This is a genomic window from Parabacteroides sp. D25 (genome assembly GCF_000307475.1).
Taxonomy (GTDB): Bacteria; Bacteroidota; Bacteroidia; order Bacteroidales; family Tannerellaceae; genus Parabacteroides; species Parabacteroides distasonis.
This window is the reverse complement of the sequence record NZ_JH976500.1, coordinates 462,406-483,299: the sequence shown is the minus strand read 5'-3', so window position 1 is coordinate 483,299 and position 20,894 is coordinate 462,406. Positions and strand designations below refer to the sequence as shown.

Annotated in this window: 16 protein-coding genes; 1 reads left to right on the top strand and 15 read right to left on the bottom strand. The window is 45.8% G+C overall.

Annotation, left to right across the window (positions count from 1 at the left end; translation table 11 throughout):
• Positions 1-3 precede the first annotated feature (3 nt).
• Entirely contained in the window at positions 4-966 is a 963-nt protein-coding gene (locus HMPREF0999_RS01855; RefSeq protein ID WP_005857723.1) for a GNAT family N-acetyltransferase, read from the top strand.
• A 106-nt stretch (positions 967-1,072) separates the two neighbouring features.
• Here the strand turns inward: HMPREF0999_RS01855 and HMPREF0999_RS01850 are convergent, their stop codons facing one another.
• The 15 genes from HMPREF0999_RS01850 to ccsA form a co-directional block, all read right to left on the bottom strand.
• Positions 1,073-3,220, bottom strand: a complete 2,148-nt coding sequence (locus tag HMPREF0999_RS01850) for an LruC domain-containing protein (protein ID WP_005857725.1) — start codon at positions 3,218-3,220, stop codon at positions 1,073-1,075.
• 897 nt (positions 3,221-4,117) lie between these two features.
• On the bottom strand, positions 4,118-5,437 hold the full coding sequence (locus tag HMPREF0999_RS01845) for a sigma-54-dependent transcriptional regulator (protein WP_009275035.1): 1,320 nt from the start codon (positions 5,435-5,437) through the stop codon (positions 4,118-4,120).
• Between the two features lie 50 nt (positions 5,438-5,487).
• Positions 5,488-6,660 carry a DUF418 domain-containing protein gene (locus tag HMPREF0999_RS01840; protein WP_008779702.1) on the bottom strand — a complete coding sequence of 391 codons (1,173 nt, stop codon included), beginning with the start codon at positions 6,658-6,660 and terminating at the stop codon, positions 5,488-5,490.
• Positions 6,661-7,030: 370 nt separating this feature from the next.
• Entirely contained in the window at positions 7,031-9,517 is a 2,487-nt protein-coding gene (locus tag HMPREF0999_RS01835; RefSeq protein WP_005857731.1) for an ATP-binding protein, read from the bottom strand.
• 17 nt (positions 9,518-9,534) lie between these two features.
• The gene (locus HMPREF0999_RS01830; RefSeq protein ID WP_009275034.1) at positions 9,535-11,253 is read right to left on the bottom strand and encodes a phosphoethanolamine transferase; all 1,719 of its coding nucleotides are present in this window, start codon (positions 11,251-11,253) and stop codon (positions 9,535-9,537) included.
• A 138-nt stretch (positions 11,254-11,391) separates the two neighbouring features.
• Complete coding sequence (locus HMPREF0999_RS22400; protein ID WP_009017246.1) at positions 11,392-11,523, bottom strand: alanine:cation symporter family protein; 132 nt, start codon at positions 11,521-11,523, stop codon at positions 11,392-11,394.
• A gap of 22 nt (positions 11,524-11,545) precedes the next feature.
• The gene (locus HMPREF0999_RS01825; protein ID WP_005863025.1) at positions 11,546-11,887 is read right to left on the bottom strand and encodes a hypothetical protein; all 342 of its coding nucleotides are present in this window, start codon (positions 11,885-11,887) and stop codon (positions 11,546-11,548) included.
• Between the two features lie 119 nt (positions 11,888-12,006).
• Positions 12,007-13,005 carry a glycoside hydrolase family 130 protein gene (locus HMPREF0999_RS01820; RefSeq protein ID WP_005857736.1) on the bottom strand — a complete coding sequence of 333 codons (999 nt, stop codon included), beginning with the start codon at positions 13,003-13,005 and terminating at the stop codon, positions 12,007-12,009.
• Positions 13,006-13,027: 22 nt separating this feature from the next.
• Positions 13,028-14,344, bottom strand: coding sequence for an MFS transporter (locus HMPREF0999_RS01815; protein ID WP_008779699.1), 1,317 nt, complete (start codon positions 14,342-14,344; stop codon positions 13,028-13,030).
• Between the two features lie 52 nt (positions 14,345-14,396).
• On the bottom strand, positions 14,397-15,281 hold the full coding sequence (locus HMPREF0999_RS01810; RefSeq protein WP_005857740.1) for a WD40 repeat domain-containing protein: 885 nt from the start codon (positions 15,279-15,281) through the stop codon (positions 14,397-14,399).
• Between the two features lie 155 nt (positions 15,282-15,436).
• Positions 15,437-16,309 carry a 3-hydroxy-5-phosphonooxypentane-2,4-dione thiolase gene (gene lsrF, locus HMPREF0999_RS01805; RefSeq protein WP_009275033.1) on the bottom strand — a complete coding sequence of 291 codons (873 nt, stop codon included), beginning with the start codon at positions 16,307-16,309 and terminating at the stop codon, positions 15,437-15,439.
• 69 nt (positions 16,310-16,378) lie between these two features.
• Complete coding sequence (locus HMPREF0999_RS01800) at positions 16,379-16,993, bottom strand: DAK2 domain-containing protein (RefSeq protein ID WP_008779698.1); 615 nt, start codon at positions 16,991-16,993, stop codon at positions 16,379-16,381.
• 9 nt (positions 16,994-17,002) lie between these two features.
• The gene (locus HMPREF0999_RS01795; RefSeq protein ID WP_009275032.1) at positions 17,003-18,019 is read right to left on the bottom strand and encodes a dihydroxyacetone kinase subunit DhaK; all 1,017 of its coding nucleotides are present in this window, start codon (positions 18,017-18,019) and stop codon (positions 17,003-17,005) included.
• 41 nt (positions 18,020-18,060) lie between these two features.
• Positions 18,061-18,375, bottom strand: coding sequence for a hypothetical protein (locus HMPREF0999_RS01790; RefSeq protein ID WP_005857750.1), 315 nt, complete (start codon positions 18,373-18,375; stop codon positions 18,061-18,063).
• An 18-nt stretch (positions 18,376-18,393) separates the two neighbouring features.
• Entirely contained in the window at positions 18,394-20,841 is a 2,448-nt protein-coding gene (gene ccsA / locus HMPREF0999_RS01785; RefSeq protein ID WP_009275031.1) for a cytochrome c biogenesis protein CcsA, read from the bottom strand.
• Positions 20,842-20,894 lie beyond the last annotated feature (53 nt).

Sequence of the window (20,894 nt, the reverse complement as noted above, 5' to 3'; positions counted from 1 at the left end):
ATTATGGACAAGAAACAACAAATCGTAAACTTATGGCGTACCTGCTTCGGGGATTCCGAGGCATTTATCAGCCTTTATTTTGATCGTGTTTACAAGGACGAGAACGCAATGACCATCGAGAAGGACGGTAAAATAGTTTCTGCCTTGCAGATAGTTCCTCATACGATGACTTATTTGGGTACCGAGATCTCGGTAGGCTATATCTCTGGGGCGTGCACGACTCCGGAAGAAAGAGGGCAAGGGCTTATGCGACAACTCTTGCAAGAGACATTCGAGGAAATGGAACGGCGTGAGATCGCTATCTCCGCCTTAATCCCTGCCGATCCTTGGTTATTCGACTATTATAGGGAACAGGGTTATACCGAGGCATTCGATTATTCCGTAGAGACATATATCCGCCCGAATACGCCGGTTCAACTCCCGAAGATAACGGTTATCCAACCGGAGGTACCGACAACCGACGAATTGTTCGCTTATTTCAACCGCAAATTACGTGAACGCCCTTCCTGTATCTTGCACTCGCAGGATGATTTCATCACGATACTTCGTGATCTGCAATTAGATAACGGGGGGATGTACACGGCCTTGGACGAGAACGAGAAGGTGGTTGGCATGGCTTTCGCACTGCCTCTTGAGGCGGGTACAGCGCCGTCCGACAAAAAGCTTTTTATCAAGGAACTTCTTTACGACTCGGAAGAGATCAAGGAATTACTATTGCAAGAGCTTACCCTGCAAAATAACATATCGCAAGCGACGGTCAATACCCCTCCCACCCCTCCGGGTACCTTACCTATGGGTATGGCCCGCATCATCGACACGAAACGCATGATCCACCTCTGGCTATCCAAACAACACGAAAGCCCTGTCTCCAAAAAAGATTTGGAACAAATGGATAACCAAACGCTAACACGACAGTTGATGGGTTATCAGGGGAGGATGGCTTATATGAGTTTGATGCTGGATTAATAGAAATGAAAAACGGATTGCTAAGGATAAAGTTCCCGCAATCCGTTTTTATTCTTAAATCTATTTACTGTTTACGACAAATAAAATTATCATTTAGATGCTATGATCACTTATCTTTAGCAGAATCTCCTTGGTAAAGAAGATCATTGACACCTAAAGTATACCAATCCAAAACATCTTTTCCTCCAGACTTGGCCCAATTCATAAATTGAGGATATGCATCCATAATAGAAATACCTTCTCTAGGATATGAATCAAAAGATGATTTAGGGATCATCAATCCCCACATCATATTATTAAATTCCTCTGTTGAATTATCAATATTCTCATTATACTTATATCGATAATATTCATCACTTGTTAAGGCCGTGGCTGCTTGTTCCGTCCCTAAAAAACCAGCTATATGGACCTCGTTCTTTTTATTCTTATTAGGATCACCCCAAACAATAAAAACGTTTAAGTTGTTAGCATTCACAACTCCGCTCATGCCATTCACATCTACTTCTATCAAGCTTTCACGTGCTTCACAAGTCTTATTATATGTATTTATTATTTGACCTGGCTCGCTATTCATGAACTCATGCGCCTCTTTTCCTTCCAATAAATTAATAACCTTGTCTGTTCCTTGGATCTTCGCAAAAGCATATAAAGATTTCGTTGCACCTACAGCCCTAACACTTGTTGATAAATATACAGTTTTTGCATTAATACCTTCACTGCTAGCCTCTGTCGTATTCATGATGCTGACAATCATAACCAAGTCATTCATATCATAGTCACCAAAATTAGGCCAATTGTCTTCAAATAAATAGACATAAGCTTCTGTCTTATCATATTCAGGTTTATACTCAGGCGTCTCGGATTCGTCTGTAAAAGGCTCATCTTTACTGTAATTGATATCGCCAAAACAATCACCGGATATATTTACAGGGCATTTATTGCCAACCACTCTTAACGCACCATTCTTATTAGCTGAATAATTTACTTCACTTTGCGCATAAGTATATAAATCACTCCAGAAAAAGCCTGTTATCTGAACAGATGTATAATCCAATACACCATTCACCTTAAACAATTTGGCACTATTTCCATCTCCATATTGATTGGCATCCGCATCCTCTACAACTAAGGATACAGGACCTGTTTGAGCAGGATTCAACGCATCTGTCTCAAACAAGGAATGTTCCGCCATCGATATTTTCGTATCATAACCATATATAAAATTCCCGGAAATTACAGAAGAACCCCGATTTAAATATAATCCGGAAGCAGATCCATCAAAAGAGAAAGTACCAACCTTTACCAAACAATGATTATGAAGTTCACCTCCATTCAAATGCATTGAGTTTACAGTAATTTCCGAATTCGTATGATTATAAATTGAACTATGTGGCGAAGGTAGAGTTTCTATTCTATTAATATCTACTTTACCCATATTAACCAATTGAGAATTTCCATCAATTTTCAGAACAGCCTTAGAGCCAATTATCTGACCTCCATGAAAAACTACAATTTGACTGTTTTTTGTCAATGGTGAGGCTGAAGAAGCTAAATCCAAGGTAGCGCCGCTAAAAATATAAAGAGTGTAGTTCTCGTTATCAGGGAAAACGACATTGTTGACCTTTCCGCTCGTAATTTTATAACTCTTATTTTTATCAAGAGTCATACCACTCCGTAGCTCTATTACATCTTTCATCTCAGCTTTTTTATCCAACTTCTCAATTTCCTTCTCCGAAAGCGGGGTGAGCCAACGTGTTATTTCTTGATCACTAATCCCGCTGTCACTACGCAAAAAAGATTTTGTAATAACTGGATCCGTATAATCCAATAATAAATCGCCATCTTTCACCTCTAAGCTTACAACAGTACTATACCCTTGTGCATCCGTTTTCTTAATATAAATATATTCTTGAGTCTTAGGTAAAGCCAAATCAACAATAAATGGATTCCTTGAGTTTGTTTTACCTCCAACATAGAAAACAGAATTAGGATCAGTGATAGGGTCCGAACCAAATACTTCTATCGTATAATAACGTTTCCCCTCATATTCATCCAAGACTTTAACAGTCAATTTATGGCTAGCCTTTGTTGAATAATCAAAATCATTCGGAATACCATTTGTACTCTCGTCCGGTCTCGGCTTTGGATCGGGATCCGGCTTAGGCTCGTACACGTCCGCTGTACATGCGGTCATCAGCACCGCAAACAGGAACAGTGCCATGAACTTTACTTTCGTAAAAATACATCTCTTCATATGCTTAATCATTAAATATTTCCCCTATAACATCATTAAAAAAAGAAGTTGTATATTTTAATCAACTTATTGAGTATTATCAACAGCAAAGGTAGATTTTATTATAATGCGAAGTTCTTAAACGCACAAATATTATCACATCAATTAACTATAATTAATAATACTCCAAAGAAAAAACCTTTGATAAATAGACAATATTTATTCCATGTCATGTTAAAAAAGAATAATAAAAGACTATTCACCCTACTCCAACCATTCAATCAGCTTATCAGCCAAAGTTACTGTTCCCGGCAAAGGTGGTTGGTGCCGATGTGGAGAAAGCCCCTAGCGATTTTCTCTTGGCAATAACATACCATCTGGCAATTTGACAAAATGAAAACTAAAGTCTCGGAGAATCGATTTTTTCGGGCAAAGGTACGGCTCGTTTCTAAATACGAGAAGAAAAAGCAGCATTTGTCTCGTTGACAGATGAATACAGAAAAACAGCCTCTCGCTCCAGCGAAATTAATTCATCGTATCTCATATTTTGAGGCAAGAAAAGGGTAAAAGCAGTGTTACGATAGGGTTATAGCACGGTAAGAATGCCCATTCATGAGTACTCATAACCCTATGCGTGACCGCTCATAATGCCTAACGCGAGTATCGGCATTGGGCAATACGACCTATCGCAACAGGTTTCGCCACCTATCGTGTACAAAATTGGCCCCTTTTTCAAGAAAAAGCGTGTTTATTGCCACACCTATCTCATTATCTTGTCACTTTCGCACGAAGGGTATGTCAACATATTCGTATAATATGAAGCAAATAGTCAGAATAAGCTTCTATTTCGCAACAGACCCATCATACAAGCCAGAGGCTCCCAATAGGCCTTAAGCACTCACATAAAACACGGAATTTTCAATCCAACTGATAAATCTTCAGCTTATTGTAAAGCGTCTTCCGGTCGATGCCCAATAACTGGGCCGCACGGGTCTTATTGTTGCCGCACTCTTGGAGGGCCTTACGGATAAGGTCTCGTTCGTGCTCCACGTTCTTTAGCTGGATGTTAGTGTGCGACGGGAGGTTCTCCGTCAGTTCCTCCGGGAGTTCCTTGCGGGTGATGTAGCGGCCGGTCGCCAATAAGGTGGCGTACTTGATGACGTTCTTCATCTGCCGCAGGTTGCCCGGCCAAGAATAGGATTGGAACAATTGCATGGTATCGTTGTCGAAACCGATGATATCTTTCTGGAGCTCGCTATTCGCCAGATCGAGAAAATGATTGGCGAACAAGAGCAAATCCTCTTTTCGCTCTTTCAAGTCCGGGATACGGATCGTGAACTCATTGATACGATGGTACAGGTCCTCACGGAAATCTCCTTTCTCGATCGCCTGCCGCAAGTTCTCGTTCGTAGCGGATATCAGACGTACGTTGATGGCGATCTCCTGATTGCTCCCGATCGGCTTCACCTTGCGCTCCTGCAGGGCACGCAATAGCTGGACCTGCACCTCATACGTCAGGTTCCCGATCTCATCCAAAAATATCGTACCGCCTTGGGCCGCCACGAACGCCCCGGTCTTGTTCTCGATCGCCCCCGTAAAAGAACCTTTCACGTGGCCGAAGAACTCGGAAGCCGCCAATTCCTTGGGAATAGCGCCGCAATCCACGGCGACAAACGGAGCCTTGCTACGATTACTTTGCTCGTGAATCCGACGGGCGATATACTCCTTACCGGTACCACTAGCGCCGGTCACCAATACCGACATATCCGTCGGAGCCACCAAACGCACATGCTCATAAAGCTGGCGGGCCGCTTGGCTCTGCCCCTCGATATAAAGATCCGGGGCCGAAGAAACCGGGACTCTCGCCGGAGCCTTCTCCTCCACGCGCACAAGTTCCTTGATCTTTCCCAGCAACTCATCCGGGTTCAGCGGCTTGGCAATATAATCCGCCGCTCCCAGCTTCATCGCCTGAACCGCCGTTTGTATCTCCGCATAACTGGTCATCATGATAAGGGGTAAGGAAGGATGAGTGCTTTTCAGCCATTTCAATAAGTCGATCCCGTCACTATCCGGCAGGCGTAAATCCGATATAACCAAATCGAACGCTTCCTCCCCCAGCCTCCGTTTAGCATCGGAAACAGAGGACGAGGATCTTACGACAAACCCTTTCTTACCCAGCCATGTGGTAAGCATCAAGGAAAAAGTTATATCATCTTCAACGATTAGAATCGACAACATACCCACTCAGATTATTTATAGTAACCACAAAGGTAAATAAATAAAACGAATCAAGAAAACATCCACGTAGCTTTACGCCATACTCCCTCGAAAGGACCTTGTTTATGATGGGCTAACCACCAGTGGCAAAAACCTAGCTGGAGAATGAAAAGAAGGATTCCTACGGCGAAGCTGGCGGTCGTTCCCAGATCGTCATACAGGGATAAACCGTATCCGAAATAGATAAAAGAGCCTACCATCGATTGCGTGAGGTAATTCGTCAAGCTCATTTTCCCGTAAGGCACAAGCCCGTGAAGCACCTTATGCGGCGCCTTCCACTGCCACAAAAAGATAAAGGAGGATACCAATACGCACATGAACGAGAAATTACGCAAGGAAGACACGATCGTACTCATCGGGCGAAGCTCTTCGGTACGCTCCAGCAAACCGGGTAGGGAAAGGGACAGATAATAGAGGGGAATGAAACAAACTACCCCGATAACAAAGGTCCTTGTCCAAAACGTCCGATGCTTCTCCGGATCGACAAACAATCCCTTGCGCCCCAACAACATGCCCAGCATAAAGAGAGCCGATGTCTGGAAGAAACGTCCATAGCTCCAAGCCCAGAGAAGGCTATACAGCTGCCCGTCCCACAGATTAGACTTGACCATTTCCCAAAAGCTAGCACCTTCCATATACGGATAGATCCGCATACAGTGCACCAGCCATTGTTCCTTGGATGCCACATATTCCGGATGCATCAAGGCATACATGAATTTACCCCATTCCATGGGCTGTAGCATCAAAAACACGGCGATCGCCAATACCATCTTATTACTCAACTTGCAAACCGGTATCAACACAATACCCAAGATCGAATAAAGCACCAATATCTCCCCCGGGAAGAACGAGGCGTTGAAGCAACCGATAAAGAATAGGAGCATCAACCGCCAGAAGAAACGAAGCCGGAAGTCCTTCCCTTTCCTCGCTTGGTTATCAAACTGGATGAAAAAACTAAAACCGAACAGCAGGGCGAAAATAGCGTATGCCTTCCCGGAAAAGAGGAAGAACAAGGTATCCCATACCCCTTTATCCAAGGCTTTCATAAAATCGGTAGTAGCCTCCGGAAAATTATACAAGTTAAAATGCTCGATATTATGCAATAGGATAATAGCCATAACAGCAAATCCTCGTAATGCGTCGACCACCTCGATACGAGGTCGGGATTGTAGCGCGTGTTCCATGATATGATTCAGTAGATTTTATTATTTCGTGGCAAAAGTAACGAAACTAAATAGAAAAAGCATCCTCGAAAGGATGCCTTTTTCTTTTGCAGACTTAAATTGAATACTCAGGACTTAATCTTTCGCCATGAATAAATTCATGACTTTTGTTTTTAACGGTTTAAATGTAGAAACGCCCACTTGCGATTTCATTAAATAGATAGCGAATATCGTGCCAAAGCCAGCGAAACGCACGACAATGAATATCTAACTACTTATCCTTTAACAAGTAATAGATAAATTTTGTTTCTATAAAGTAGAATTTTATTTCAAAAGCATGGGGAAAGGCATTCCACGGATGGGTATTTATTCCACACCGGATTCCACAAGATTACCCGATGGCGGACTCCGCATCCTTCACGATAGCAAGTGCTTGCTCGATTACCTCGCCCAGCAGGTGGTACCAGCCGGAATCGGTCAGTTCCTCATCGTTCTTCTCCAAGATCCGCAGGTGTTGTACCAATGAATTGGCCCCCAGCATCGTGAACAGGGGAATCAACTTATGAGATATCCGGGAGGCTTCCTCCCGGTCTTTTCCCTCTAACGCATCCCGAAGTAAGTCGATGCTCTTGCGGGTTTCCTCCGAGAAGGTTTTCAGTATAGAGGCTGAGGCCTCCGGATCCTCTCCGGCAAAAGCGGTCAACGAAGAGAAATTCAACTCGCTCCTTGCCTCCAGATGGAGTGTCAGCAACTCATTCAGCAAGGAGATTAATTGGGCGGCGGTAAACGGCTTGTTCAAGAAACCCGTGAAACCAGCCTCCAGATAATGCTCGTGCTCCTTGGCGATACTGGCAGATAGGGCGATCACCGGGATCTCATCCGTTCCGGGGATACCGGACGTACGTATCCGCTCCAGTAAATGATAGCCATCCAGCGTCGGCATCTGTATATCGGTGATAATGGCGTTGAATACGGTGTTCCGCAATAGCTCGAGGACGTTATGCGGATTCGTACAACCTACCACCTGCACGTGACTCTGCTTCAAGAGTTCCTCCGTCAAGGCCAGTTGTAGAGGATCGTCATCTACCAGAAGACAATAGACATCTTGCCCCTCAAACAAGGGTAAAGCCTCGGCCTCACCAGCATCCGGAGCCTCCGCCGTTACGTCCGGCAAAGATTGATTATCGGCCAAGGGAAGAGGTAGCAAGATCGTGAAATCACTGCCTTTCCCCGGGGTACTATCCAAAGCAAGCGTACCGTTCATCAAGGACAGAAGCTTACGGGTGATGGAGAGGCCCAGACCGAAACCTTCCACCTCTTCCGTATCGGCAAGGCGAGTAAACTCCCCGAATATCCGCTCTTGTTCCTCTTTCGGGATGCCCGGACCGGAATCGCTGACGGTAATGGACAGTTGATAATGGACAGCGGACAGTTTCTGTAAGGAGACAAGTAAAACGACTCGCCCCGCTTCCGTGAACTTGATAGCGTTAGATAAGAGGTTTCCTACGACCTGCCGGATACGGATCGGGTCGCCCATATAAACTTGCCCAGTCTCCTCCGGTTTCAGGTTCAAGACAAACCGTAAGCCTTTCGCCTCCGCTATCGGCTGGAAGCTGGTATAGATCTCATCGAACAAGGCCGGGACACGGAAGGGAACGCTATGCACCTCCATCTCGCCGGACTCCAACCGCTGGAAATCCAACAGGTCGTTCACCAAGGAAAGGATATGATCCGAGGAACCTTTCATGTTCTCCAGATAATATTGCTGACGCTCGTCTGGATGGCGGCGTAGCAAAAGCTCGATATATCCGATGATGGAAGAGAGCGGAGCCCGTATATCGTGGCTGATCGTCAACATCAGCTTCTCACGGCTTCGCAATAAGCTCTCGGCGACCTGTTTCGCCTTTTCCAGTTGCATACGGTAATATTTACTTCGTGAGATATCCCGTGAGATAAAGAAGAGGAACAGAAAGGCGATTACCACGGAGACGATCGCGATTCCGGCGATCAAATGGGAGGTCTCCCTTAATAGTACCTGCTTCTTATAGACCCTTTCCAGCGACGCCTCCATCTCCTCCTCCTCGATATTACGGAGCATCTGGTTGATCTCCCGGGTAATCACGCTATTGTTATACCGTAAGTTAGAGGCCCTTTCCAACAACTGATCCATCAGTTGTTGCCGTTGCCAAGCCACACTGTCTTGGATGCTTTTCAGAACGCTGACAATCGTATCGGTCGGATTATAAGCGTTCACCAACGTATCGGTGACGATCTCCCGGGTCGTGTTCACCACGATGCTGGTATCTTCCTTGCCGGGAGAGAACACGTCGGCCAAACGCTTGAAGAATCCTCGCTTCTTACGGGGAACTACCACCGTATCTTGCTTGACCTCTACCCGCTCTTGTACCTGCACCTCATTTACGATCGTATCCCGGACGGCAATTATTTTCTCGATATTCTCCGTATAAAGACGCTCCGTGTTCGCTTCCTGCCAAGTCTCAAGCAAGCGGCGGGTATTCCATCGCTTACGCTCCAGCAGTATGTCGATCGTATCTATTTTCAGGAGTTGCATGGAGTCCGTCACCAAGGTCCTCAACGAATCCATGTTATTATGGGCCTTATTCAACGTACGATTGAAGTGGCGGAACTCGTTCTGGGGCATGCCTACCAACTGCCCCAACGCCTCGCTCTCATAGAGCAGGGAGAGCGTATTGGTGACCAAGTACACCTTCCGGCGTGCCTGATGATCCGGCTCGTCCTCCTCGGCCACTTTCTCTACTATATTATAAATGTAAGCGACCGAGCAGACCGCAATGGTAATCAGCAAAATATAGCCTAATATCACCTTGCTAGTAATATGTCCGCTTTGCTCTTTCATATACGATTGAGATCAGTCTAATTCCTATCATAAGCGATATCCCATTTATCCATCATCTCAAAATCCTGCTTTTTTAAGCCGACTTTCCAAAATGGGATCGGGTCGTCATGGTCTCCCAGATACATACGGTCACGTACCTTGAAGGCACGATTCGTTAAAGCAAACGTGGAATCGGCCACCGGAGTCCGCACACCGGCTATATCAAGCATCGTATGGAATACGCTGTTCGTGCTAACCGGATAAGTCTCGTGTGCCTGCGCTTCCAGATATTTCTGGGGATATGACTCCCGGTAAGCCTTCGAGAACCAGATCACATACGGGATATGCAACTGGTAATAGGTCGGTATCGGAGAAGCATGCAGATAACGGGCTCTGGAATCATCGAAGATATCCTCTCCATGATCGCTTAAGTAAAGCATGGATGCCGGAGCATTTGTCTTCGCCAACATATCCACGATTTCCCCCAGCACGTAATCTGTATAGTGGATGGAATTATCATAAGCGTTCCGTAACTCCTTTTTATACGAGGCACGAATTCCCTCCGCCTTATCCGGCCTATAGAAACGGAACTCCTTCGGATAACGTTCATGGTAATTAAAATGCGAGCCATAAGTATGCAGTACTACGAAAAGATTACCGTCCTCTTTATCCAGTTCCTTCTTTAGATAAGGCAGGATCGCCGCATCGTGCAAGGAGGTTAGCGTAGAACCCGTATTAAATGCGCTCATATCGATAAAGGTATCTGCCTCCCGGTAAAAAGCGCCGATCATCGAGGTCGTTAGTTTCTGGTTGGCGATCACGAGCGTACGGAAACCAGCCTCTTTGAAAGCGGTCACGATACTTTTCTCGTCGTAAAGGACTCCATAATTCTCGGCGCTGGCAGCGGACAGGATAATGGGGACACTTTTATGCGTATTATTCGATTGCGTCACCACATCCGTGAAATGCACCAATCCGTCTAAAGCCTCCATACGGGGAGTCGTCTTGCGCTCGTATCCGTAAAGGCTCCATTCCATAGCACGGGAGGTCTCTCCCACTACCAAGACGTAGATCTCCCGTTTTCCCTCAGCTTGTTCCAGCTTAGTGGCGTCGAACTTAAAGTCGGCGGAAGTAATATGATACTTACGGTTCCTCTCCGCCTTATTTATGGCGAAATATAAATTGTATAGGGCGTTAGCCGGATACACATCGTCCTTCCATGAGAACCGGTGATCTTGCAAAGGAGACAGGAAGCAAAGGATCAAGCCCATGACAAACATGCCTAGGCTGATCTTGGCCCATTTCTTCCGGAAAGAATTTCGCAATTTCTCTTTCTGCCGTATCGAACGATAAGCGAGCACCAGCGTAGGCAATGTATAGAAAAAGAATACGCAACCGATCACCAGAATGATATTCCCCAATAATTCGCTAGCCTCGGAAGCGTTCGAGCTGGTAAGGTTCAAATACATATCAACCGCTATCACGGACTGCCCGAAAAGATACAGAAGCACCAACTGCCCCCCGTCTAATATAACCTTCGGCAACAGGCACCAAACCACGATCCCCGGTTTACGGGCCACTAACAAAACACCCATCCAAAAGGCCAAAGGTATCAGCAACGAGGCGATACCGACCGTAACGGGAAGCGGTTCCGTAAAAAAGAACACACAGTTTGGGATGATAAATAACAGGGCAAATAAGAAATATAAATGCTCCTGTGAGGATATCCAGCGTATTAACTTTGTAAAATACTTCATTCAATAAAACTTTGCCAACTCTCAATCATTACTCTTCTCAAAGAATACCCAGAACCTAAAATTCCGGTAATTGGCAAAGATAGGCGTTATTAAACACATACAAAGCGTATTATACACAAAAAATGTTATTCACAGTCATTACTTCTCCTTCATCCGTCGCCAATACTCCTTGACAGAGTTTTTCACTTCCCTATGTAACAGCAAGATACCAATTAAGTTCGGGAGAGTCATCAAAGCCACGGTGATACCGGATAATGTCAATACTACCACACAATAAAATTATATTTATCTCCTATATTTTCTGGAGGATAGCGATAAACTCATCATTCGTAATGTCTAGCTCCGGCTCTTTGTAATTGACATAATCCTCAAAATAGTCGCTGGCGATATCGGCTACGATCTCCCCTCCGTCCAAGCCATACGAGGAAACTAGTTTCTCCACCCGGTTACGTATCTGGCGAATCACCTGTAAACGATCCTCATAACGATCTGGCTTCTCCTGATCAGTGACGTGCTCATTCCGGGCGATCAAGTAAACTACCGTATAAAATTTCTCCATGCTCCCGAAAACAGGGACAAACAAGGATTTCTTCTCCTCGGGCAGATCTGCCAAAAACTGTTGTATCTTTGTCATAGCTCTTACTCTTTTACCTAATAAAAAAAACAATATACTTTTTGTTCTAAAACAATATACTTTCGTGTGTAAAAGTATATTGTTTCGACAACAAAAGTATATTGTTCTTCTCGAGTCTGTTAAATGATTGAATTCTTCTTCGTAAAATCCAAAATCTCATCAATATAGCCAAAAGCCAATCCTGTTACCGTATCTGCGCAGCCGTAATAGATAGCGATACGTTTCGTCTCCGGATCATGCAAGGCGGCACAGGGAAAGACTACGTTCGGAACGTCTCCCATGCACTCGTAATCCTTTTGCGGGGATAACAAATAAGGTCCGGAGCGGAATTTCACTTTCCAAGGTTGCTCCAAATCCAAGATAGCGGAACCGAAGCTATACACATACCCGTTGCAAGAACGAAGCACGCCGTGGTAAATCAATAACCAGCCTTCGGAAGTCTCGATAGGGATAGGGCCCGCACCGATCTTCGTACACTGCCAAGCGCTATCCTCGAACGCAGCCGGAGACATCACGTGGCGATGTTTACCCCAGAAACACATATCCGGAGACTCGCTATAGAAAATATCGCCGAACGGAGTATGACCGTTGTCGCTCGGACGGCTCAACATGGCGAAGTTTCCGTTAATCTTACGAGGGAACATCACGCCATTACGGTTGAAAGGCAGATAAGCGTTCTCCAGCTGATGGAAGGTCTCGAAATCGAACGTGTAAGCCACGCCGATCGTCGGGCCATGATAACCGTTACACCAAGTCACATAGTAACGATCCTCGATAAAACATACACGGGGGTCGTAGGCATAAACAAACTCGCCGATCTCCTTGTCGTCGCACTCAAACTCGAGTTTTGTCTCAGAGATACTCCAATGAATGGCATCTGCGCTAAAACCTACGTGCAAACGCATCCGGCGATTCGTATCGTCGCATCGGAACACACCGGCATAACCACCTTTGAAAGGGACAACAGCACTGTTGAACACACTGTTCGATGTCGGGAGGATATCACGAGGAATCACCGGGTTCTTCGAATATCTCCACAATACTTCTTTGCTACCCTCGGGACGATCTTCCCAAGGCATATCTGGCAGCGGAGCGCCTACGATTTTCAAATTATCCATAACTAATCCTATTAAAATATTACTATACTAACTTATTACCTTTATCGTCATACGTGAACGGTACGAAATAGGCTACCAAGAATGAAGGGATCATCGCCAGCAAGGTCACGATAAAGAAATACTTATAACCTAGCCAGTCACTCACAAAACCGCTCATCATTCCCGGAAGCATTACGCCAAGGTTCATGATACCTGAGGCGAACGCATAATGCGCCATCTGATGCTTGCCCGGAGCTACCTGTTGCATCATAAACAGCATCAAGCCCACGAAACCGAATCCATAGCCAAAATACTCGAATACGATGGCGGAAGCGATAATGAGACCATTATCAGGCTGGAAACACGCCAAGAACGTGTATACCAAAAACGGTATGTTGAAGCAACAACAAAGCGTAAACAATACCTTTCGCAATCCCTTAGCCGAGATATAATATCCACCGAGCAAAGAACCCAGCACAAACGCCGCCGCTCCAAACGTACCATAATACAAACCGATCTCTTGCTCCGTTAGTCCTAATCCTTGATCAGCTATCGGAGCTTTCAAGAACAAAGGTACGATCTTTATCACGAAACCCTCGGCAAAACGATACAATATAATGAAACAGATATACCACACGATATACTTCTTCGTGAAGAACTCCTTGAAGACCAGCCATAGCTCAGCCATACTTTCCTTCAACGAATGTTCTCCGGTAGCGGCTTTTCCACCCGAAGGCAACATCTTCATATGATAAAAACCAAGCAGGATCATGATCGTACCGCAAAGCAGCATAACGATCATCCAAGCGTATATCATGGCCTCTTTCTCCAATCCTATCCCGGTAAAATATTGCATCATATAACCCGCCAGATAAACCAGACCACCCGTGGCTACGATCTTCGCTAAATTGTAAAACGCACCTTGCCAACCGATATATTTGGCTTGATTCTCCGGTGAGAGCTCTTTCATATAAACGCCATCCGTTGCCACGTCATGCGTAGCCCCGCTAAGCGCTATAATACCTAATAATGCGATAGATAGAGCAAAGAAACTCGGCAAGTTTAACGCCAAGGCCACTAAACCGAATAAGCAACCGGATAACAACTGGGTCAATACGACAAAGAATTTCTTGGTACGATACATTTCCAAAAACGGGCTCCATAAAGGCTTTAAGGTCCAAGGTAACATGATAACCGAGGTCCATAACGCAATCTGGGCATCCGAGATATCCAATCCCTTAAACATGAGTACGGTAACCATGTTCAGCACTACAAAAGGCAATCCCATAGCAAAATAGACACTAGGGACCCAAGTTACAGGGTTTCGACGTTTAGTAGCATTCGTGTTTTTCTCTTCCATGCTTTATTTAGAATTTAGGTGTACAAATATAATTAATAATCCGGATATATCTTTAATCGATCGGACAAATAGAGGAGATCATCCCGAAGGTAGCGTTATCATTCAAATCCCAGACCATCTTTCCGGCTCCGTTTATCTCGATCAACTGCGGGTAATGTCCTTTCGCAGCCTCTCCGTCATGGCCTTGCCAGTTACAGATATACAAACCACCGTCCCGTTTAGGGAGCAACTGGGCAACAAAGAAAAGCTGGGCTCCCTCGATATCGTTCTCATTCACCTTGCGAACGATATCTCCAGTCTCGAAATTCAGCTCTATGAAGCAATGGGCATCACCGCAAGCGACCAGATAATTACCGTTATCCAACGCAGCCACGCTAAACGGGTTACCGTCTACTTTCACGCTTTTCAGCAATTGACCAGACGGGGATATTTCCCGGATCTCAGAGGTAGCGAACAAGGGCACTAAATAATTGCCCTGCTTATTCTTGTTTACTTGACGGAATTGGGCATGGGGTTGCTCGATATGGGTGTCGAAATCCGTTTTCGACAGGATCTCTCCTTTTGCATTCACCTCCATGATCGTCGCCGGGTATCCACACCACGCTAATAAATAATTACCGTTGGGAAGTACACGGGCCGTCTGCATCTCACAGCCTTCCGGAGCGGAGATATTCCAGACCTCCTCATGATCCCGGGTGATTAGCTTCGCCCCTTTCGAATAGGAAAAAAGGATATTCCGGTCGGGAGTAACAGCTACGGAATTACATTCCCATCCTTTTTCCAAGGGATGCTCCCATTCAATTTCTTTCGTGTTCTTGTTTACGATGGCGATTTTGTCCCAGCCGGAACCGCCTAATAAAAGATAATGCGACGCCTCATGACATGCGGAACATACGAGTAGCAGGCATGCGGATAATATAAAAGTATAGATTTTCATGGTATATAATAATGTACTAATTAGATAATATGCCAATGTGCTAATTATAGCAGGATGGACACATGGAGTCCACCCTGCAAAAAAAGATCATGTGTGTTGTATTCGCATTGGCATATTGGCACATTTAGCGAAACGACACATTGGTTCATTCTTCTTTATTTCGCTAAGTCACGGAACAACTCATATCCCTGATCGGGCGTGATATCTTGATGCACGACCGCATGAACCGCCTGGATCATGGCGACAGGAGAAGTACTCTGGAATACATTACGTCCCATATCCACGCCAGCCGCACCGTCGTTGATCGCATTATAACATAATTCCAACGCCTCCTTCTCCGGTAATTTCTTACCACCGGCAATTACCACGGGAACCGGACAAGCAGCGGCTACCTTCTCGAAGCCCTCACAATAGTAGGTCTTCACGATATTAGCGCCATTCTCCGCACAGATACGGGAAGCCAGACCGAAATAACGAGCGTCTCGAGCCATTTGCTTACCAACGGCGGTAACACCCATTACCGGGATATTGTAACGGCTGGCCTTATCGACCGCCTTATATAAGTTAGCCACAGTCTTAGCCTCATGCGCCTCATCACCGATAGCCAACATAACCGCCATGGCGGAGACGTTCATACGGATAGCGTCCTCTATATCGATCAATACATTATCGTTCAAATCCGTAAGGATAGACGTTCCAGCGTCCGAACGAAGACAAATCGGTTTCGTCGTATTCGCAGGGATCGTAGATTGCAGGATACCACGGGTACACATCAAGCAATCCGCATATTCAATCAAAGGAACGATATTCAAATCGATACGCTCCAGACCGGAGGTCGGCCCCATGATGAAACCATGGTCAAAAGCAAGCATAACCGCCTTGCCTGTCTTCGGGTTGAAGATACGGGACAGACGGTCTTTCATACCCCAAGGTAAGTTCTCGGCTCCCTTTACATGGAAACTCTGGTTCTCACAATTGATGCCTAAACCGAAGTCCGCACCTTCTCTTAAATCATCTAAATCTGCCATATTTATTATTCGTTATATTATTATATTTTGTAGAGACGGGGCATGCCCCGTCTCACGCTGTGTATTATTTTATAGCACCTCTGCAAAAGAAGCGAACATACAGCTCCACGAAGTAGCCCCGCTATCAGCGAAACCAATCGAACGCTCGCCATAGTTGCGGGCACGTCCAAAGTTAGCTTTCATCGGTACCGTAGCCTCCGCTCCATCAAGCGCCGCTTTAGCGCCGGCATTCAAGACCTCCTTGATATCATCCGACGTACAAGCCTGCATAGCCTCCACCGCCGGGATCAAGGCATCCATCATCGTCTTGTCGCCTCGTTTCGCTTGGGTTTGTTGTTGCACATTCGCCAAGCCACCGGCGAACATAACTTTCACGCCTGCGGCATCCAACTCGGTTCCCTCTGCATGATCGCTCATACCCAAGAAGAAAGCACCGAGCAAGGTACTTGTCGATCCACTCACTTCCATCATCACATCCATACCCATATCACCAAGCATTTGCTTGAACTCCGTTCCAGACTGAGCGCTTTTATTCACAGCAGTCATAGCGGCAACGATAGCGGTACCATGATCACCATCCCCGATTACGGCATCCAATTTAGAGAATTCCTCCTCACGTGCCTTGATCTGTTTCAGCGCATTGTCTAACATGGCCTTGAAGGCCTCGATAGTAAGTTGTTTCATGTATATTATTTATTTACCTAGGGTTGTCCAATAAGGTGCGTCCGCACGTTTGTTATTCAAATAATCGATATGATCCTCATCCAAGATCGCCATAATCATCTGGAATCCGGCTTGCTCCTGTACGGTCAAGATCTCTTGGATACGGCTTGCCACCACCTGCAAGCCGCGAGCCTCTAACTCCTTATAAGCCTTGCGGAAGATGATATTCAATTCCATATGGGTAGTAGCGCCTACGCCGTTAATGATCAGCAACATCTTATCGCCGGCTTTTGGCTGTAACTGCTGGCAAAGCAGGTCTACCATCTCCGCAGCCGTATCATCGGCGGATACCAACGGTTTCTGTCCACCGCCACCTTCGCCATGTTGGCCCATACCGATCTCCATGATACCATCGGGAAGGTTCGTGATCGTACCTCCGTTCTGGGGATGCGTACAAGACCGCATAGCGACAGCCAAGGTAGCCACGTTCTTATTATAGCGTTCACCAATCTCAATCAGCTCGTCTAAAGACTTCCCTTCCTCAGCGGCGGCACCTAATATCTTATACAAAGGAACACAACCAGCCAAGCCACGACGATCGTCTATATTCGCCCCGATACCTGCGCTGATATCATCATGCGTAAGTAATTTCTTCACCTTGATCCCTTTACGAGCAGCCAACTGGCAAGCCATGTTAGCGCTCATCACGTCGCCGGAATGGTTCAATACGACCAGCAAGATCCCGGCCTCACGATCCATCAATTGCAGTGCCTGAAACAAACGTTGGGCACCCGGAGCGGCGAATACGTCACCCACGACGGAGCAATCCAACATGCCCTCTCCTACGAAACCGCTCAAGGCAGGCTCATGACCGGAACCGCCTAAGGTAACGATCGCAACCTTATCATTGCCTTTCGGGTTAGCACGTACGACGATATTCTCAGCCGCCAACTTTACCTGATTCGGATACGCTAATACATAGCCTTCCAATAACTCAGCCGTAATATTCTCAGGATCATTTATGAATTTTGTCTTGATGTCTGACATGGTATTATCCTCCTTTAGATTTATGAATTTTGATTTACGAATTACTTTAGTTCCATGATCTCGATAGCGATACCTTCTTCCTCGATGAAAGCGATCGTCAAGTGCTCGTCGCAAACAGCCGGGCCGAAGATTACCTTCTTACCTTCCAACTCTTTTTCCAAACAAGGAACCGTATAAGCGATGTGGCCATTGGTCTGTACCAACTCCGGTAGGCAGCTGCCTTTCTCGAATTTCAAGAACTCGATCCGGTTCGGACTCTTGCTGTAATCCGTCAACCATACACTCAGGCCTTCGTTATAAACCGCCCCTTCTTTACTTTCCGTAGTGACAATTCCTACGTGATTAAATGTTCTCATGATCTATTCAATTTATAGTTAGACAATTATATTATTAAAATTCGTTCTCTTCCGATAGGATATAAAGCCAGCCCCCAATACTAGGATGATCGACAGATAAAGATAAATAAATATCCCGTTCACGTTGTCATTCTGGCCATAAGAGTGCATGCCACTCAAGAAATAATTCACGCCGAAGAAGGTCATCAACACCGAATAGAAGGCCAAGATAGACGTGAAATTAAACAGCCACAGGTTATTGCATTTCGGTATCAAGCGAAGATGCGTCACGATCGCATATATCACCATCGTAATCAATGCCCACGTCTCCTTCGGGTCCCAGCCCCAATAACGTCCCCATGACTCATTCGCCCAGACCGCTCCCAAGAAGGTACCGATCGTCATCAAGGCCAACCCGATCCAAAGCGACATCTCGTTCACGATACTCAATTCCCGTACCCGCTCTTTGAGCATCACGCTGTTCTTCTCCCCGCTTACGCTCATCATCACCAGATTCGTCAAGCCGATCAGACAGCTAATGCCGAAGAAACCGTAAGCTCCCACGATAACCGCCACATGGAACATCAACCACGGGGATTTCAAGACCGGAACCAGCGGATTGATCTGCGGGTCCATCCAACTTAAGCCGGACACGAACAAGATGATCCCCCCGAATAATGTTGCCAACGCAAACGTAAGCGTACTCTTTCGTACGAACAACAACCCGGCGAACACCGTAGCCCAAGCCACATAAACCATCGTCTCGTACGAATTGCTCCAAGGAGCGTAACCTGCGATATACCACCGCATTCCCATTCCATACATATGGAAAACGAATACGGCCAAAATGCCCAGACTCAATACCCAAGTCGTATAGGTAACCCATTTTTCCTTCTTGAATAAGGCCACGAAAGCGAAGACCAGCAACAAGCCACCCAAAATCAAGTAGCCTTTCTTACATTGCCGGAATACATCCATTTGATTATATTTAATCTCGGCCTGTATTTTCTCAGGGCGAATGTCTACCGTCTTATTCTTGGCTTGCTGATACGTATGGATCATTCCGATTACCTCGTCCGCTTTCTCCCAATCACCACTCTTCAATCCTTCCTGTACCTCCGATAAATACCAGCCCATAATGTGGGTAACGAACATGGAGTCCTTTCCGGAAAACGCCGACAAATCATCGCCCGGCGCATACCATTTGTGATCCGGGTCGTCCTCTTTCGGGAAAAGGTTTAACATCTGGTAATTGATCAATTGATGGAAGATATTCACCTGCTCATCCAGCTTGATCAAGTCTTTATCGAAGCGGGTACGCTCCGCCGGCATTTTATTGTAGGCCTCGTCCAGCTTCTCTTGCAATTTATAGCGTCCGTGGCTATCGAATACCTCTATATAGGCACACTCCTTATCCGTAAGGTCGTAATAATTAGCCAGCTCACTATTAGACAAGGCGATAAACGGCACCCGGACCCACATATCCGGCATAGCCAAGACGCTCAACAAGAACTGATCAGAGTTCAAGGAACCGAACCGGTCTGATTTATGCAACTTCCGTAGTACCTCGGAAGAAAATGTATTGATTGGCAACATACGTCCGCTTACCGATTGGATCGGCAACGCACCGAACTTAGCGGCATGTTCCGGACTTATCGCATATTTCTGTATGGCCTCCTTCATCTCGGGAGCGGCCGCACCTTGCGCCCGCAAGCCCCCTACGGAAAGAAGAACCGCTACTAACAGGGTCGTTTTACGAGCGCCCTCTCTTAAATCTTTCAACTGACGGCTTAATTTCATGAAACGGGAGTTTTTACCTACCAAGCAAAGTATAAAGCCGATCACTAAAATCACGTAACCGGTATATGTAATATTCCTTCCGGCCACATCTCGGTTCACGGAAAGTACCGTTCCTTGCTCATCCGGGTCATAGGAGGCTTGGAAGAAGCGATAGCCTTTCACGTCTAATACATTATTCATATATACCCGGGCATGGCGAGTCTGTCCATCTACATGTACCAGCAACTCACTCTCATAAGCAGAGGGACTGGCAGAGCCGGGATAGCGGGTTAAGGTAAATTTCACGAGTTCTACGCTAAAAGGAAGCGTATGATAGAGAGTCTGGTCCGAGGTACGGATCATGATACGATCGCTAGCCTCTCCCTCACGCAGGTGAAGGATTCCTTCCTCGCCGAAAAGGTGGGAAATAAGGGCACCCAGAAGGATGACAATAAAGGCGGCATGGGTGACCATCAATCCCCATTTACGCCGCTTAAGTAACTGGTGCTTGATAACGATAGCCACGAAATTGGCTACCAATAAGAATTGGAGTAAGAAAAATACAGGAGAATAGTAAATCAGCGCTTTAGCGACGGCAGTACCATGATACTTCTCTATAAAAGTAGCGATAGCCAAGCCAAAGGCGTAGATCAATAGAAGGACGATAGTCGTCACAGAAGAAGAGATAAATCTTTCTAGAATTTTCATTTGCTCATTTATTAATAACACTGATGCGACAAATGTACGCAGATTAATCATTT